Source organism: Flaviaestuariibacter amylovorans (assembly GCF_039541815.1).
In the GTDB taxonomy this organism is placed as follows: Bacteria; Bacteroidota; Bacteroidia; order Chitinophagales; family Chitinophagaceae; genus Flavisolibacter; species Flavisolibacter amylovorans.
This window is the reverse complement of the sequence record NZ_BAABGY010000020.1, coordinates 61,209-76,944: the sequence shown is the minus strand read 5'-3', so window position 1 is coordinate 76,944 and position 15,736 is coordinate 61,209. Positions and strand designations below refer to the sequence as shown.

Annotated in this window: 15 protein-coding genes and 1 pseudogene; 6 read left to right on the top strand and 10 right to left on the bottom strand. The window is 60.3% G+C overall.

The window, feature by feature from the left end; all coding sequences use genetic code 11:
* Positions 1-114: 114 nt before the first annotated feature.
* Entirely contained in the window at positions 115-561 is a 447-nt protein-coding gene (locus tag ABD937_RS23455; protein ID WP_345258499.1) for an endonuclease domain-containing protein, read from the bottom strand.
* 460 nt (positions 562-1,021) lie between these two features.
* On the opposite strand from ABD937_RS23455, the gene ABD937_RS23450 reads away from it, so the two are divergent.
* The 3 genes from ABD937_RS23450 (at position 1,022) to ABD937_RS23440 (ending at position 5,681) form a co-directional block, all read left to right on the top strand.
* Positions 1,022-2,038, top strand: coding sequence for a homocysteine S-methyltransferase family protein (locus ABD937_RS23450; protein ID WP_345258498.1), 1,017 nt, complete (start codon positions 1,022-1,024; stop codon positions 2,036-2,038).
* A 112-nt stretch (positions 2,039-2,150) separates the two neighbouring features.
* Positions 2,151-4,898 carry a methionine synthase gene (metH, locus tag ABD937_RS23445; protein ID WP_345258497.1) on the top strand — a complete coding sequence of 916 codons (2,748 nt, stop codon included), beginning with the start codon at positions 2,151-2,153 and terminating at the stop codon, positions 4,896-4,898.
* Positions 4,899-5,681, top strand: a complete 783-nt coding sequence (locus tag ABD937_RS23440; RefSeq protein WP_345258495.1) for a hypothetical protein — start codon at positions 4,899-4,901, stop codon at positions 5,679-5,681.
* A 38-nt stretch (positions 5,682-5,719) separates the two neighbouring features.
* Here ABD937_RS23440 and ABD937_RS23435 read toward each other — a convergent pair whose 3' ends face one another.
* From ABD937_RS23435 to ABD937_RS23395, 9 genes and pseudogenes are all read right to left on the bottom strand, one after another.
* Complete coding sequence (locus tag ABD937_RS23435) at positions 5,720-6,160, bottom strand: hypothetical protein (protein ID WP_345258494.1); 441 nt, start codon at positions 6,158-6,160, stop codon at positions 5,720-5,722.
* 22 nt (positions 6,161-6,182) lie between these two features.
* Entirely contained in the window at positions 6,183-6,791 is a 609-nt protein-coding gene (locus tag ABD937_RS23430) for an HAD family hydrolase (protein ID WP_345258493.1), read from the bottom strand.
* 23 nt (positions 6,792-6,814) lie between these two features.
* Positions 6,815-7,420: an HAD family hydrolase gene (locus ABD937_RS23425; protein WP_345258492.1), complete on the bottom strand. Its 606-nt coding sequence runs from the start codon at positions 7,418-7,420 to the stop codon at positions 6,815-6,817.
* Positions 7,417-7,695, bottom strand: a complete 279-nt coding sequence (locus ABD937_RS23420; RefSeq protein ID WP_345258491.1) for a SemiSWEET family sugar transporter — start codon at positions 7,693-7,695, stop codon at positions 7,417-7,419. Before ABD937_RS23420 ends, ABD937_RS23425 begins: the two co-directional genes overlap by 4 nt.
* 177 nt (positions 7,696-7,872) lie before the next feature.
* On the bottom strand, positions 7,873-8,301 hold the full coding sequence (locus ABD937_RS23965) for a glycoside hydrolase family 97 C-terminal domain-containing protein (RefSeq protein WP_484489540.1): 429 nt from the start codon (positions 8,299-8,301) through the stop codon (positions 7,873-7,875).
* A gap of 225 nt (positions 8,302-8,526) precedes the next feature.
* Positions 8,527-10,002 (bottom strand): annotated as a pseudogene (locus ABD937_RS23960) (glycoside hydrolase family 97 N-terminal domain-containing protein); the annotation flags it as partial.
* Positions 10,003-10,004: 2 nt separating this feature from the next.
* A complete protein-coding gene (locus tag ABD937_RS23405) occupies positions 10,005-10,745 on the bottom strand; it encodes an LOG family protein (protein ID WP_345258490.1) in 741 nt (246 codons plus the stop codon).
* A gap of 764 nt (positions 10,746-11,509) precedes the next feature.
* Positions 11,510-11,737: a hypothetical protein gene (locus ABD937_RS23400; RefSeq protein WP_345258488.1), complete on the bottom strand. Its 228-nt coding sequence runs from the start codon at positions 11,735-11,737 to the stop codon at positions 11,510-11,512.
* Positions 11,738-12,000: 263 nt separating this feature from the next.
* On the bottom strand, positions 12,001-12,948 hold the full coding sequence (locus ABD937_RS23395; protein WP_345258487.1) for a UDP-3-O-(3-hydroxymyristoyl)glucosamine N-acyltransferase: 948 nt from the start codon (positions 12,946-12,948) through the stop codon (positions 12,001-12,003).
* Positions 12,949-13,303: 355 nt separating this feature from the next.
* Here ABD937_RS23395 and ABD937_RS23390 point away from each other — a divergent pair, with 355 nt between their 5' ends.
* The 3 genes from ABD937_RS23390 (at position 13,304) to ABD937_RS23380 (ending at position 15,733) form a co-directional block, all read left to right on the top strand.
* A complete protein-coding gene (locus ABD937_RS23390; RefSeq protein WP_345258486.1) occupies positions 13,304-14,179 on the top strand; it encodes a YicC/YloC family endoribonuclease in 876 nt (291 codons plus the stop codon).
* A 100-nt stretch (positions 14,180-14,279) separates the two neighbouring features.
* Entirely contained in the window at positions 14,280-14,759 is a 480-nt protein-coding gene (locus ABD937_RS23385) for a gliding motility lipoprotein GldH (protein WP_345258484.1), read from the top strand.
* On the top strand, positions 14,756-15,733 hold the full coding sequence (locus ABD937_RS23380; RefSeq protein WP_345258483.1) for a sensor histidine kinase: 978 nt from the start codon (positions 14,756-14,758) through the stop codon (positions 15,731-15,733). The genes ABD937_RS23385 and ABD937_RS23380 overlap by 4 nt, the downstream gene beginning before the upstream one ends.
* The last annotated feature ends 3 nt before the right edge of the window (positions 15,734-15,736 follow it).

The following is a 15,736-nucleotide window of genomic DNA, read 5'->3' as shown; positions in this document are numbered from 1 at the left end:
CAATCCGCTGCCAAACTTCATCAGGTACACTGTATCTGCTCTTCACGGAAGTTTATCTACAAAAAGCAAACCCTCCGCCAATTGTCAACACAACCTAGGTCGTTGCTTCACTTTTTAGTGCGGTCTTTTCTTCAGGAAGACCAGTTTGAGATCGGGGCGATTTAGTACTGTGGCTTCAATCTGGGCGCGTACGGTCTCTGTGTTTTGCAATATCGCCTCATTGGGGAAGCGCAGCACGGTGAAACCGAGTTGTTCTAGCTGCTTCGTGCGTTCCGCATCGTAGACAGCCTGGTCCGGGGTATCGTGAATCGGGCCGTCGGCCTCGATGATGAGTGCCTTGCGGACGCAGACAAAATCGACGATGTAGCCCAGCATGATGAATTGTCGTCGGAAGTGGAGCCCGGCGATCCGGTGCGCCTGCAGCATCTCCCAGAGCTTACTTTCCGCCGGCGTCGGGTTTGCCCGCATTTCCTTTGCATATGCTTTGAGTCGGCCAAACCGCGCCCGGTCGGTCCACTGAAACCCCTTTTCAAAATAGCTAATCCGTATGTTCTCTTCCATCCTGTGAAACTGATGAAAAGTGAGGCGATCGCCAGGTGAAAAAGGCCGCGAAAAAATGGGAAAATTCCCACCTAAGTCCCCCTCTGGGGGGCAGGGGGTGTTGTGGCGCCGCAGGAAATGTTCGAAGAGGAAAAGAAGGGTCCGCCCCTTGCGACAGGGGGTGCTGATTGTGCAGAGGAAAGGTGTGCTACCTAAGGAAACTGCCAGCCTAAGTGCCCCCTCTGGGGGGCAGGGGGCGCCGCACCACAAGAACCGACGGTGATCCCGGGAAAATTCCAACCGAAGTGCCCCCTCCGGGGGACAGGGGGCCGTTGCTACCTTTTCCCGACTTATCTTTGCGCCCACAGCGGATTTGTTTATTGTTCGGCTCCACGGAACTAATAAACGCAGGATCGTCCCTCCTCCCCGGATTCCCCTCGTTTTTAAGGCCGTACCCGAACGCCGCTGCAAAATTGATTTTATGCAAGACATCCGTGCGGCGCTCGGCCAGCGCATCCTCATCATCGACGGCGCCATGGGCACCATGATCCAGCGTCATGGCCTCCAGGAAGCCGATTACCGCGGCGCCCGCTTCGCCGACTGGCCCTCCGACCTCAAAGGCAACAACGACCTCCTCTGCCTCACGCAGCCCGACATCATCAAGGGCATCCACCTCGAGTACCTCGAGGCCGGCGCCGACATCATCGAGACCAATACCTTCAACGCCCAGCGTGTGTCGCTCGAAGACTACGGCATGCAGGCCCTCGCCTACGAGCTCAACGTGGCCGCCGCCCGCGTAGCCAAAGAGGCCGTAGCCGCCTATGTGGCCGCCCATCCCGACGCCATCAACAACACGCCTTGGGTAGCCGGCGCCATCGGGCCCCTCAACAAAACGCTGTCGCTGTCGCCCGACGTCAATAACCCGGGCTATCGCGCGCTTTCGTTCGACGATGCCGCCGATGCCTATGGCGAACAGATCAAAGGCCTCGTGGACGGCGGCGCCGACCTGCTGCTCATCGAGACCATCTTCGATACGCTGAATGCAAAGGCCGCCATCTTCGCCATCCGGCGCTACTTCCGCGAAACCGGGAGGGAGCTGCCCATCCTCATCTCCGGTACCATCACCGACGCTTCCGGCCGCACCCTCAGTGGCCAGACGCTCGAGGCCTTCTATGCCTCCGTGCGCCACGCGCGCCCGCTGAGCATCGGCCTCAATTGCGCCCTCGGCGCGAAGGAGATGCGCCCCCACATCGAGGAGCTCAGCACGATCGCCGAATGCTATACATCAGCCTATCCCAACGCCGGTCTCCCCAACGCGATGGGTGAATACGACGAGCACCCCGCTGACACTGCCGGTTTCATCGAGGAGTGGGCGAAAAACGGCTTTCTCAATATCGTGGGCGGCTGTTGCGGCACCACGCCCGACCACATCCGCCACATCGCGGAGCACGTGCGCAAGCTGAAGCCGCGCCCGCTGCCGGTAGTGGAGCCCGCATAAGACCGATCAAAAAGAGAAAGGCTGCTGTTTTACCCGGCGGCCGTATAAATACAAACCAGTTAACCCTTCGTACCACTCCGCGCCTCCGTGCCTCTGTGGTGCAAAACAACATATGAGCGAAGCGAATATCCTCCATCCTTATCTCCGCCTCTCCGGCCTCGAGCCGCTGGTGGTGCGTCCGGAAACGAACTTCATTAACGTGGGTGAGCGCACCAACGTAACGGGCTCCAAAAAGTTTGCCCGCCTCATCCGCGAGAACAAATACGAAGAGGCCCTCTCCGTGGCCCGCCAGCAGGTGGAAAGCGGCGCGCAGGTGATCGACGTCAATATGGACGACGCCCTCCTCGACGGCGTGCACGCCATGACCACCTACCTCAACCTGCTGCAGGCCGAGCCCGATATCGCCCGTGTGCCCATCATGATCGACTCCTCCAAGTTCGAGATCATCGAGGCAGGCCTCAAGTGCGTGCAGGGCAAGTGCATCGTCAACTCCATCTCGCTGAAGGAAGGCGAGGAAGCCTTTATCCACCATGCCCACATCTGCCTCGACTACGGCGCCGCCGTGGTGGTGATGGCCTTCGACGAGCAGGGCCAGGCCGATACGCTCGAGCGCCGCATCACGATCTGCACCCGCGCCTACCGTATTCTTACGGAGGTGGTGGGCTTCGATCCGCAGGACATCATCTTCGACCCCAACATCTTCGCCGTGGCTACGGGCATCGAGGAGCACAACAACTACGCGGTCGACTTCATCGAGGCCACCCGCATCATCAAGCAGCAGATGCCGCTAACGAAGGTGAGCGGCGGCGTGTCCAACGTATCCTTCTCGTTCCGGGGCAACGACCCGGTACGCGAGGCGATCCATTCTGTGTTCCTGTACCACGCCATCTCGGCCGGTATGGACATGGGCATCGTCAACGCCGGCCAGCTGGTGGTATACGACGAGATCGAGCCGGAGCTGCGGGAGCTGTGCGAAGACGTGATCCTCAACCGCCGCCCCGACGCCACCGAGCGCCTGGTGTCGTTTGCCGAAACGGTAAAGGCGAAAGGCAAGGAGGAAGTGAAGAGCGAGGCCTGGCGTGCCGGCACCGTGGAAGAGCGCCTCAAGCACGCCCTCGTCAACGGCATCACCGAGCACATCGACGCAGATACGGAAGAAGCCCGCCAGAAATACCCGAAGCCGCTCGACGTGATCGAAGGACCGCTGATGGCCGGCATGGACGTGGTGGGCGACCTCTTCGGGTCGGGCAAGATGTTCCTGCCCCAGGTAGTGAAGAGCGCCCGCGTGATGAAGAAAGCCGTGGCCGTGCTCACGCCCTATATCGAAAAAGAAAAGGAAGAGCGCCTCGCCGCACATGCCGCTGCGGGCACTACCTCCGAAGAAACCGCCGGCGCCACCAAGGTGCTGATGGCCACCGTGAAGGGCGACGTGCACGACATCGGCAAGAACATCGTCGGCGTCGTTCTCGGCTGCAACGGCTACGAGGTAATCGACCTCGGCGTGATGGTGCCGGCCGATAAGATCCTCGACGCCGCGGAGAAAGAGAAGGTGGATGTGATCGGGCTTTCCGGGCTCATCACGCCCTCGCTCGACGAAATGGTGCACATCGCCCGCGAGATGCAGCGCCGCGGCATGAAGCAGCCCCTGCTCATCGGAGGCGCTACCACCTCGCGCACACACACGGCGGTGAAGATCGCACCCGAATACGAGGGCGGCGTGCTCCACGTGCTCGACGCCTCGCGCTCGGTGACAGTAGTGAGCAACCTGCTGAACAAAGAAGGCCGCGCCGACTTCCTCTGGCAAACCAAAAAAGAATACGAGGCCCTGCGTGAGCAGTTCCTCGGCAAGCAGCGCCAGAAGGTGCTGATTCCCTACGAAGAGGCCACCGTCACTAAAGAATATCTCGATTGGCGCAAATACACTCCCACGAAGCCGAAAGTAGACGGCGTGAAAGTGTTCCGGGAGTATGATCTCGGCACCATCGCCCGCTATATCGACTGGGGACCCTTCTTCATCGGCTGGGAAATGCCCGGCCGCTTCCCCGAGGTCCTGAGCGATCCCATCTTCGGTACCGAGGCCACGCGCCTCTACAACGATGCCCAGAAAATGGTGCAGCGCATCGTGGAGGAAAAGTGGTTCACCGCCAACGGCGTCATCGGCTTCTGGCCCGCCCTCACGAACAATCGGGATACCATCGTGCTGCAGACAGAGCAGGGAGAAGTACGTCTTGAAAGCCTCCGTCAGCAGATGAAGAAGGCCATCGGACAACCAAGCTATTCGCTCGCCGACTTCATCATGCCAGACCCCACCCCGGCCCTCCCCGGGGGGGAGGGAGCAGAGCCGCGTGCGGCTACGGACTTTATGGGTGCGTTCGCGGTGACCATCGACGGCGCCCGCGGTCATATCGATCGCTATGCCGCCGACCACGACGAGTACAACAAGATCCTGGTGCAAATACTGGCCGACCGCTTCGTGGAAGCCTTTGCCGAATGCCTCCACGAGGCGGTACGCAAGGAGCACTGGGGCTATGCCGCCAACGAAAGCTACAGCAACAACGAGCTTATCCGCGAGGCCTACGAGGGCATCCGTCCGGCGCCCGGCTACCCGGCCTGCCCCGACCACACCGAGAAGCTGAAGCTCTTCGCGCTGCTCAACGTCACGGAGAACATCGGCATCGAGCTTACGGAAAGCCTCGCCATGAACCCGCCCGCCTCGGTATGCGGCTGGTACATCGCCCACCCGCAAAGCCACTATTTCGGCCTCGGCAAGATCGGCCGCGACCAGCTCGAGGACTATGCAAAGCGGAAAGGCATGTCGCTCGACGAGGCCGAGCGCTGGCTCCGCCCCGTATTGGAATAAATGAAACGCTGCATCCTCATAGCGATCGCCGCGCTGTTGCTGGCACTGCCCGCAGGCGCGCAGAAGACACAGACGCGCACGCGGCAGTTCGTGTACCCGCCGCTGCGCGCCTTCTTCACGCGGAACCCCGGCGTGCACAGCGTTCGCTATACGGTGCGGCCGGGACGCCTGCCGGTGCTCCGCCTCGTCACCGATGTGCAGAAGGGAAGCCTCTACAGCCACAACCTCGACTTCTCCGGCGACCGCTACCTGTTCGAAAGGCAGCACGGCGCCTGGACGCTCCCCGACTCCCTGCTCCGGATGAAGCGAAACCCAAAGGCCGTGGAGCATTACGTGGAGGTAACGGTACGGCAGGACTCGGTCTTCGTTGAGCTGACGGAGGTGTTCCCGCAAAAGAAGAAGCCGGTGCGGAAGGGCGATGATGAAGTGGATTACGACCAGGTATTCACGAAGGTTGAAAAGCCCGTGCTGCCGGTGCGCGGGCTCCCGGTGCTGGGAAGGGAAGCCGCTGCCGCCCTGTCCGCGCTGCCTGCCCCTGGTGCGCTCGGCGACTCAGTATTCCTGTTCCAGTTGTTGATAAAAAAAGACAGCTCAGTGCAGACTTACAGGCAGCTGGCAGGAGATACAACGGCAGCAGGAAGCGCCCTGCGGGGGGTACTGGACCGGAGCGGTCCCTGGAGTCCATCGGAAGAGTGCGGCCGCGGTGTGCATACCTACCTGAAAGTCTTCATGCGGGTACAGCCCGACCACTCGGTCTATATCGAGCTTCCAAAGCGGCATTAAAAAGAAAGCCCCGACAGAACCGTCGGGGCTTTTTGTTGTTACGCTTCCGGTGCTGCCACGGAGCTGCGCACGCGGGCGTAGGCACGTGCATCGCGGACGGCCCGGATGAGGGCACTCAGGAAGATCATTTTGAGGAGGAAGCCGGAGAAGAGTGTTCCGTTCAGGAACATGAGTCCCAGGAGGCCGATATAGGTCAGGAGTGCGGTGCCGAATGCCGGCACCGGCTGCTTCCGGCTCCAGTACGCAAAGGCTACGAAGGGGGCTGCCGCGCCGGTATCGATCAGCAGCAAGGGAAGGGCCGTTGCGCGGTCTTCGGACGTATACCAGCTGTAGACGCCCGCCCCCATGCAGGCGACGGCCATGACCAATAGCCAGATGCGCCCGCCGCGCAGGGCCTGCTCGTAAGGCTTCAGGTCAACAAGATTGGCGAGTATCGGAGCGGGTTCCTTTTCCGCCGGCGACTGCGGATCGTGTACCATAGCTTTTGTTTTTCCAGAATGATCAGAGCAATCCCTCCTGCTGCAGCGCCGTCTGTAATCCTTCGGGTGATGTGAACCGGTGGCTGCGGATGCCCATCGCCTCAGCGGCCTTTACATTGCGCTCGTTGTCGTCGATAAAGAAGCATTCCTCCGCCCGCACGCCGTAGCGATCGAGCAGCAGCTGGTAGAAATCCGGGAAGGGCTTGCGCATCCGCTCCTCGCCGCTCACCACGCGCCCGTCGAACCAGTGCAGGAAGTCGTAGCGCTGCAGGGCAATGGGAAAGGTTTCCGCGCTCCAGTTGCTGAGCGCATAGATCTTATAGCGGCCCGACTCCTTCAGTTGGCGGAAGAGGTCCACGGTGCCCTCGATCGGCCCGCCGAGCATCTCCTCCCAGCGCCCGTAATAGGCCTCGATGTGCTCCTTCCATTCGGGGTGACGGTCTACCAGCAATTGCGTGGCTTCGCTGATGGAGCGGCCGGCGTCCTGCTCCTCGTTCCAGTCGGAGGTACAGATCTGCCCGTAGAAATACTGCTTGTCGTCGGGGCGGCCTTCGAATACCTTGTCGAACACGTAGTCGGGGTTCCAGTCGACGAGCACGCCGCCGAGGTCGAAAATGATGGTTGTGATCACAGGTAATTTTTGAGCGTGGAAAGTTACAGTATGTCCAGTTTCCTCAGTTCGTTCCGCAGTGCGTCAGGCGTGGAGAACACGATGCCGTGCAGGCCAAGCTGTAGCGCCGTACGCACGTTGGCTTCGCGGTCGTCGATGAATACGGCCCGCGCAGGATCTACCGAATAGCGCTCCAGCAGCACGTGGTAGATGTCGGCATCCGGCTTCGTCATCCGCTCGGCGCCACTCACCACGATGCCGTCGAACCATTCGAGAAACGGATAGTCGGGACGCGTCTCGTCGAAGAGCTCGGCACTCCAGTTCGTCAGCGCATACTGACGGTAGCCGCGGTCTTTCAGTTCCGCGAGAAGCGCTACCGACCCGGTGATGGGTCCCCCGAACATCTCTTTCCAGCGGGCATAGAAGGCGCGGATGTAATGGGCCAGGCCCGGGTGCTGCTGCGCGAGCTCTCCGGTGGCCTCGGCAACGGGGCGGCCGCCATCCTGCCGGCGGTGCCACTCGTCGGTGCACACGTGCGCGAGGAAATGATCCTGCTCTTCCTTATTGGTGAAGAGCTTGTTGAACAGGTAGCGCGGGTTCCAGTCTACGAGTACGTTGCCCAGGTCCCAGATGATGGTGTCGGGCTTCATGCGGCAACGGGGGTGTGCTTTTTGCCGTAGCGGAACTTGAAGTACAGCATGATCACGGAGAACACAAGCACGAGGCTGTTGGTATAGATGATGGGCACGCTCTTCTTGGCGATCCCGTACACCAGCCACAGGATCACGCTGATGGTGGCGAAGGTGAACATGAGCAGCGAGATGTCGGCAGCCGACTTGCTGCGCCAGGTCTTGATCACCTGGGGCAGGAACGTGATGGCCGAGATCGAGCCCGCTACCATGCCGAGTATTTCAATGAATTCCATGGGGATCGTTTGTGCTGGTGAAAGTACGTTGCTGTTTTGGTGGTGGCGGTTTTCCTTGGTCAGAAACTCAAAATTCAAAAGTCAAAAGTCAAAAAGGCTGACGCCGGAAAGGGCTACACGGTCCACCACGGATATCGCTGGCGCTTTTGACTTTTTAATTTTGACTTTTGACTTGCCTCACCGCGCACTATACATCGGCACGCGCAGCATATCCGCGGGCGTGGCGGGCTTGATGCTGATGGCCGTGCCGCCGCCGGGTGCCAGGTGCAGCTCGAGTTCCGTATAGCTGTTCACCAGGAAGCGCTCGATGAGGTAGTCCTTCGGCGCGTCTTTCCAATGCGCGCCGTCGCCATCGCGGTAAAGCGTGGCCACGTAGTTGCGGCCCTTTTCCAGGAAGTCGAGTTTTCCGGTGACGCTACGGGCGCTTTCGTTGGTAATGGCGCCCAGGAACCAGTTGGGTGAACCCTTCGCCTTGCGGGCTGTGAACACGTACTCACCGGGCTCCGCCGCGAGGTAGCGTGTATCGTCCCAGTCCACCGCCACGTCCTTGATGAACCTGAATGCGTCCGGGTATTTCGCATAATGCTCGGGCAGGTCGGCGGCCATCTGCAGCGGGCTGTAGATCGTGACGTAGAGCGCCAGCTGCTTGGCGAGCGTCGTATGCACCACGAAGTGCCGCGACGTATCGTAAGTGTCCATCTTCGTTTCGAAGATGCCGGGTGTATAATCCATCGGGCCGCCCATGAGGCGCGTGAAGGGCAGGATCGTTTCGTGCGCCGGCGGGTTGCCCGCGCTCCAGGCGTTGAACTCGTTGCCGCGCGCCGCCTCGGACGCGAGCCAGTTGGGATAGGTGCGGTGCAGGCCCGTGGGGCGCACAGGCTCGTGCATATCGACCATGATGCCGTAGCGGCCTGTCTTTTCGGCCACCCGCAGGTAGTGGTTCACCATCCACTGACCGTCGTGGTGCTCGCCACGCGGGATGATGCGGCCTACGTAGCCGGTCTTCACGGCGTTCATGCCGTGTTTCAGCATACAGCGATAGGCCGTGTCCATCTGTCGCTCGTAATTGGTGACGGAGCCGGAGGTCTCGTGGTGCATGATGATCTTCACGCCCTTGCTTTTGGCGTAGCGCTGCAGTTCTTTTATATCGTAGTCGGGATATGGGGTCACGAAGTCGAACACGTTCTCCTTCCAGTTACCGTACCAGTCTTCCCAGCCCACGTTCCAGCCTTCTACCAGCACGCCGGGGATCCCGTGCTGCGCGGCGAAGTCGATATGCCGCTTTACGTTGGCCGTGTTGGCGCCGTGGCGGCCGTGGGGCACAAGGGTGCCGCCGGTCATTCGGCCATAGTCCCAGCTGCTTTTATTGAGGTGCATCTCCCACCACACGCCGATGAATTTTTGCGGCTTGATCCAGGCCGTGTTGGGCAGCTTCGAAGGCTCGTTGAGGTTCAGGATCATCCGGTTGGCGGCGAGTATCTCGGTGGCTTTGTCGCTCACGATCACGGTGCGCCAAGGCGTGCGGGCGGGCGCCTGCAGGTACGCCTTGTTGCCCGTCGCGTCGGGTACGAGGGCCGCCGACAGCGTGTAGCTGGAGCGGTCCACCAGCAGGTTCATGGCGGGTTAGTTGACGAGTGCCGCTTCATGGATGTTTACGTACAGCCCGTCGCCCGTCTTCAGCATCAGCGGTGTCTGCACTGCGTTGGGCGCGATGATGCGGCGCAGCCCGATCTCGGTGGCCAGCTCACCCTTGCCGGCATCGACGGCGCTGAGCGTGCTGCGGTGGTAGGGGTATTCGTTCGAGTCGTAGTCGCCCGGGATCCAGAAGGCCGTATGGTCGCCGGTGAGGCGGAACTGCGTGCTTTCCTCGGCCACTATGAAATGGTTCAGGCCTTCCTGCTCGGGGAACTCATACCGGAAGCCGAGGCCCTCGTTGAAGAGGCGGAACACCACGTTCACCCTGATGTTGCGCTCGCGCCCCTCGAGGCGGAGGCGGAGCTCCTTGTGTTGGTCGCGGATCGAAGCGTATTCGCCCCACACGGGCTTCCAGCTGGCATCGTGCGACGAAGAGTCGGCGCCGAGGAGGCGGAAGCGCTGCAGCGACGCGGCGGGCGCCGCGAGGCGGAAGCCCAGCGCCGAGGGTTGCAGCACCGGGCGGCCGGCGAAGCTCAGGGCGTAATCGGGGCGGCCATCTGCGGCGAGGGTCACCGCAAGCCGCAGGCGGCCATCGGGCGAGTGCAGGGCCAACGATTGCGCGGCCGCGCCAAGGGAGCCGCAGGAGAGGAGGAGCAGGAGGTATCGTTTCATGTTCATTTTTTTTCGAAGAGCCACCAGCGGCGGCGGCGCGGTTTGATCTTGTAGTTGGCCTGTATGTATTTGCGGATGTGCTCCATGGCCTCGTCGTAGTCGTCGGTGAGCAGCACGAGGTCCATATCGGATTCATGTATCGTGCCGCGCTTCGCCATGTCGTGCATCGCCTCCATGAGCTCCTTGTAGAACTCCTTTCCGAACACCACCACAGGGAAGCCGGTGATGGTCTTGGTCTGGATGAGGGTCAGCGTCTCGAAGAACTCGTCCATCGTGCCGAAGCCGCCGGGCATGATGATGAAGGCGTAGGAGTACTTGATGAGCATCGTCTTGCGGGTGAAGAAGTGCTCGAAGGTCATGGAGCGGTGGATCCACTTGTTCTCGATCTGCTCGAAGGGCAGCTTGATGTTGCAGCCCACCGACATGCCGCCGGCCTCGAAGGCGCCACGGTTGGCGGCTTCCATGATGCCGGGCCCGCCGCCGGTCATGGTGGTGAAGCCCATCTGCGCGATGCGCTTTCCGAATTCGCGCGCTGCTTCGTAGTAGATGTGGTCTTCCTTGAAGCGGGCCGAGCCGAAGACGGTGATGCAGGGCCCCACGAAGTGCAGGGTACGGATAGCGGTGACAAGCTCGGTGAACACCTTCCAGGCAAAGCGCAGCTCGTAGCCCCGGCTCTTGGGACCGTCGAGGTACACGTGTTCCTTGGGCGGGATGATCGGGTCGTGTTCTTGTTTTGTAGGCATGCAGGCGATTGTGGGATAAATGTAGGCCGGGGGCGGGAAGCGGCAATCGGGAATCGGCAATTGGGAGTGAGCGGGTGACTGGGTGAGCGTTGAGCCCTGCGGAGCTGTTTTTTAAAGGATACCTATTTATCCACGCAACCACGTTGCTAGAAATGCATCCCGGGCGTCTAAGCCAAAGGCTTTGCCGCCGGCGCAAGAAACGGGCCTTACCAGAAACGCTGCAACCCAAAGACAGTCGCAAGCCTCCCTGCACCCTATCGGGGTGCGGGCTCGGTAGAAAGACGTTCGATCAGAAGGAGCCGCACCCCGTAGGGGTGCTCGTTAAAGGCGGCGCGGAGGGGTTCATACAGGCAAATGATTGGTGTTCCTATTCAATGGTTCCATTGAACGAACCAATATTCTTCCTTTGTTGGATCATACCGCTGATGTAACAATCTTCGGTATCGCGCATCCCTTGCGCCGGCGGCGAAGCCTTTGGCGCAGACGCCCGGGACGTGGGTGTTGATTGCTTATTCTTCGCGATCGCCCGGCATTGCCTGCCGGGTCGCCGAACGTGCACCTAAGAAGTGCGATGCGATCACAAACAACAAGTGACGATCGGATGCGCTCACGGCTCACGAAACAACGATCATCCGGCCACGCCGCCCCCTTCACGTCCCGAAACTTCGGGAGACGATTCATGCCTCACGACAAATCTTCATGCGCCCCTCGACCTTCCGGCAGCTCGAACCCATTGCCGATTCCCGATTCCCGATTGCCGCTCGTTATCGCGCACTGTCCATCACCCGCGTGGGGCCAACGGGTGCATCCAGGATCACCGTATCGCCGGGAAGGTTGTGGTCGTCGGTATCGGTGGGGCTGCCGAGGTCGGCGGGGTTACTCAGCACCGCTGTGTCGACCGTGGAGCCGGGCGCCGCCGTGCGGTCGGCCTCGGTGGCGCCGTCGCTGCAGCCGGCTGCCGCAAAACACAACAGGAAAAGGAGGAGGCGCATAGGATGCATGCCCGGATGCGTGCAATTCCGTTGCCAGTTTGGTGCCGTACATGAAAAAAAGAGGCGTTTGGCGTCACCTCTTCTATATAATGGTATCAGGTTCATGGCGTAGTGATTTCCCGGGCATCCCGGATGCTAAAGTAAAAAGTCAAAATTCAAAAGTCAAAAGGATTTGCCGTCGCCTCACGCAGGAACCGGGCTCCGCGCTTTGCGCTTTTGACTTTTTAATTTTGACTTCAACAGAGCGCAACCGCCGGAGGAAGTTATTCCTTCCCCATCATCCGCTGCCACAGCTCGGGGATGCGCTTGATCCAGACGAGTTCCTTCATCTTCACCGAAGCTTCCTGCACGGGAGAGCCGAAGTATTTCTTGCCGCCCTCGATGCTCGCCGGCACGCCGCTTTGCGCATACACCTCGGCGCCCTTGCCCACCGTCAGCGTCTTGCTCACACCCACCTGGCCCCAGAGGATCACCCCGTCTTCGATGGTGGTGGCGCCGGCAATGCCGACCTGCGCGGCGAAGAGACAATTCTTCCCGACCACGGTGTCGTGACCGATGTGCACGAGGTTGTCCATCTTGGTGCCGGCGCCGATCACCGTGTCGCCGCTCACGCCGCGATCGATGGTGCAGTTGGCGCCGATCTCCACGCCCTCTTCCAACAGCACGCGGCCGCAGCTCAGCATTTTGCGGAAGTGGATCGGGCGGTCCGTTTTCTTGTTGTAGTAAAACGCATCGGAGCCGATGACGGTGCCTGCCTGGATGATGCAGTCGTCGCCGATGATGCAGTGGTCGCCGATCACGACATTGGAATGAATGATGCAGTTGCGGCCGATCGTTACATGGTTGCCCACCACGGCGCCGGGAAGCACCACCGAGCCTTCGCCGATCACCGCGCTGTCGCTGATCGTTTTCGACGAGGGAACAAACGGACGGAAGTGGCGCACGATCGTCTGGTAGGCTTCGAAGGGTTGGTCTACCAGCAGCAAAGCCTTATGGGGCGGGAACTCCGTGCGTTGGTTGATGATGATGAAGGTGGCGGCCGACTCGATGCACTTGCGGTAATATTTCGGATGATCTACGAACACGAGGTCGCCTTCTTCTACTTTATGGATCTCGTTGATGCCGGTAGCGGCACCTTCGTTATTACCGATGATCTCGGCGCCGATAAGACGCGCGATCTCGGTGAGCGGAACAGGTTGATCGAAACGCATAAGAACGATTATGCGGCAAAGGTAGGCGACGCAGCAGTTGTGTTGCGCCGAGGACGAAAGCAGGTGGTGCATCAACAACGCGTGCCGCTGTTGCAACATCTGTAGATGGATCGATTGCGGATGATCGTTGTTGATGCGCGCACGACAACACGCAAGAAAAAAATGTGAATAAATTTGTGCATAAAATTTTCTGATTAGCGAAAAAACTTTTTAATATTGTGATAGGAAATTTATGTTTCCTGTTCTTACTAACCCATTCACATAACGGCCCTGCAGATTTCTGCGGGGCTTTTCTTTTTAGCACCTTCGTTTCGGTGCTCATTCAACTAACTTTACCCGCACTAAAAGATCCTTCATGCTCAAATCAATGACGGGCTTCGGCAGAGCGGAGCGCGCTGTAGGCGACAAGACCTTTCTCATCGACATCAAGTCACTCAACGGAAAGCAGTTCGAGCTCCAGCTGAAGATGCCGGCCTTTCTGAAGCCCTTCGAATTCCAGATCCGCAAGGTGCTTTCCGAAGGCCTCGGCCGCGGCACCGTCGATTGCAATATCTCGCTCAAGGAAACCGGATCGGCCAAGCCCATCACCATCAACACCGACCTCGTAAAGGCCTATCACCACTCGCTCCGCGCGCTCTCCGAGGAGCTGGGCCTGGAGACCGGCGACCTGCTCAATACCATCATCAAGCTCCCCGAGGTGATCACGCCCTCGAGCGAAACGCTCACCGATGCCGAGTGGCAGCAGTTCGAGGCGGCGCTCAATGCCGCCATCGACGCCCTCAACGAGCACCGCGCCGATGAGGGCCGCTCGCTGCGCGCCGACCTCGAGCTCCGCATCCGCAACATCATGGAGCAGCAGGCTGCCGTGAACGAGCTCGCGCCGCTGCGCCAGGGCAAGATCCGCGAGAACATCACGAAGATCCTAGAGGAGCAGGTGGGCAAGGAGAACTACGATGCCAACCGCCTCGAGCAGGAGCTGATCTATTACATCGAGAAGATCGACATCTCCGAAGAGCAGGTGCGCCTCACCAACCACTGCGACTACTTCACCACGGTGCTCAACGAAGAAGATCCGAACAAGGGCAAGAAGCTTTCCTTCATCCTCCAGGAGATCGGCCGCGAGATCAACACCACCGGCTCCAAGGCCTACGACCACAGCATCCAGAAATGCGTGGTGCAAATGAAGGACGAGCTCGAGAAGGCGAAGGAGCAAGTACTCAATGTATTGTAGATCTCAGATCGGTGATCTCGGATCTGTGATCTCGGTTTCGTCTCCTTTAGATCTCAGATCTGCGATCCCAGATCTGCGATTTCAACTTTAGTTTTGTACCATGACCCGCTCCCTCTCCCTTTTGATTTTATCGGCGCTCTTCCTGGGCGGCTGCGATACCATCGACCTCTATGAGCGCACGGCTGCGCTGAAGGGACATGAGTGGCGCAGCAACGTAAAGCCCACCTTCCGCTTCGACATCAAAGACACGACGGCGCCCTACCAGCTGTACGTACTGTTCCGGCACTCGGCAGAGTACGGCTTCAACAATGTATGGGTCAGCCTCGCCACGACCTTCCCCGACGGCAAGACGGCCCGTGTGCAATACGAGCTGCCGCTGGCCACGAACGAAAAGGGCTGGCTCGGCACGGGCATGAGCGACGTCTTCGAGCACCGTATCGCGCTCACGCCGGTGGGCAAGGAGTTCTACTTCCGCCAGGCGGGCACCTATACCTTCACCCTCGAGCACATCATGCGCGAGAACCCGCTGCTCGGCGTGCACAACGTCGGGCTCCGCGTGGAGAAAAAACGCGGCGGATGACGCCCAGCGGCGGCAAGGGCCCCATCCGCCTCGCCACCGTCGTATTCTGGGTGCTGCTCTGCTACATCATCGCGGCCCTCGTGTGGTGGCTCATCTCGCTCGAGCGGCAGAACGCCGCCATCCGCGACCTTTATTACGAGCGCTACGAGCACCTGCGACCCGGCGACGCGTCGGTCCGCTCCTTCATCAGCTTTCAGTACCAGCGCAACTTCCGTAAGTATATCTATGAGGGCGCCACCTTCTTCGTGCTGATCCTCTTCGGCGCCGTGTATATCTACCGACTCGTGCGCCGGCAGTTCCGCCTCCAGCAGCAGCAGCAGAACTTCATGATGGCCATCACCCACGAGCTCAAGACGCCGCTGTCGGTGGCCCGCCTCAACCTCGAAACACTCCAGCGCCGGCAGCTGCAGGAAGAGCAGCGCCAGCGGCTGATGAGCGCCACCCTCCAGGAAACGCTCCGCCTCGACACCCTCATCAACAACATCCTGCTTTCCTCGCAGCTCGACGACGACGCCTACCGCCTCACCCGCGAGGAGGTCGACTTCAGCGGCCTCGTGCACGACGTGCTGCAGGCTTTCAGCGCCCGCTACCCCGACCGGCCGCTACACCCCGACATCAGTCCCGAAATGGACCTTCAGGGCGACCCCCTGCTCCTGGGCCTCCTGGTGAGCAACCTGGTGGAGAACGCCAACAAGTACGCGCCGAAGGGCACGCCCGTGTGGTGCTCGCTGAAGCGGGGCGAGCGCGGTCCCGTGCTCGAAGTGCGCGACGAAGGACCGGGCGTGCCCGACGAAGAGAAGAAGCGGGTGTTCGAAAAGTTCTACCGCGTCGGCAACGAGCAGACGCGCCGCACCAAGGGCACCGGCCTCGGCCTCTTTATCTGCAGCCGCATCGCGCGGGCACACGATGCGGCCATCAGCCTCACCGATAATGCCCCAACGGGCGCTACCTTTACGGTGCGCTTCAAAGCGTAACCA

What these genes read in the sequence shown, in the direction of transcription:
- ABD937_RS23455 (WP_345258499.1), bottom strand. Translation starts at nt 561, where the DNA reads ATGGAAGAGAACATACGGATTAGCTATTTTGAAAAGGGGTTTCAGTGG.
- ABD937_RS23450 (WP_345258498.1), top strand. Translation starts at nt 1,022, where the DNA reads ATGCAAGACATCCGTGCGGCGCTCGGCCAGCGCATCCTCATCATCGAC.
- metH (WP_345258497.1), top strand. Translation starts at nt 2,151, where the DNA reads ATGAGCGAAGCGAATATCCTCCATCCTTATCTCCGCCTCTCCGGCCTC.
- ABD937_RS23440 (WP_345258495.1), top strand. Translation starts at nt 4,899, where the DNA reads ATGAAACGCTGCATCCTCATAGCGATCGCCGCGCTGTTGCTGGCACTG.
- ABD937_RS23435 (WP_345258494.1), bottom strand. Translation starts at nt 6,160, where the DNA reads ATGGTACACGATCCGCAGTCGCCGGCGGAAAAGGAACCCGCTCCGATA.
- ABD937_RS23425 (WP_345258492.1), bottom strand. Translation starts at nt 7,420, where the DNA reads ATGAAGCCCGACACCATCATCTGGGACCTGGGCAACGTACTCGTAGAC.
- ABD937_RS23420 (WP_345258491.1), bottom strand. Translation starts at nt 7,695, where the DNA reads ATGGAATTCATTGAAATACTCGGCATGGTAGCGGGCTCGATCTCGGCC.
- ABD937_RS23965 (WP_484489540.1), bottom strand. Translation starts at nt 8,301, where the DNA reads ATGGCCGCCGACCTGCCCGAGCATTATGCGAAATACCCGGACGCATTC.
- ABD937_RS23405 (WP_345258490.1), bottom strand. Translation starts at nt 10,745, where the DNA reads ATGCCTACAAAACAAGAACACGACCCGATCATCCCGCCCAAGGAACAC.
- ABD937_RS23400 (WP_345258488.1), bottom strand. Translation starts at nt 11,737, where the DNA reads ATGCGCCTCCTCCTTTTCCTGTTGTGTTTTGCGGCAGCCGGCTGCAGC.
- ABD937_RS23395 (WP_345258487.1), bottom strand. Translation starts at nt 12,948, where the DNA reads ATGCGTTTCGATCAACCTGTTCCGCTCACCGAGATCGCGCGTCTTATC.
- ABD937_RS23390 (WP_345258486.1), top strand. Translation starts at nt 13,304, where the DNA reads ATGCTCAAATCAATGACGGGCTTCGGCAGAGCGGAGCGCGCTGTAGGC.
- ABD937_RS23385 (WP_345258484.1), top strand. Translation starts at nt 14,280, where the DNA reads ATGACCCGCTCCCTCTCCCTTTTGATTTTATCGGCGCTCTTCCTGGGC.
- ABD937_RS23380 (WP_345258483.1), top strand. Translation starts at nt 14,756, where the DNA reads ATGACGCCCAGCGGCGGCAAGGGCCCCATCCGCCTCGCCACCGTCGTA.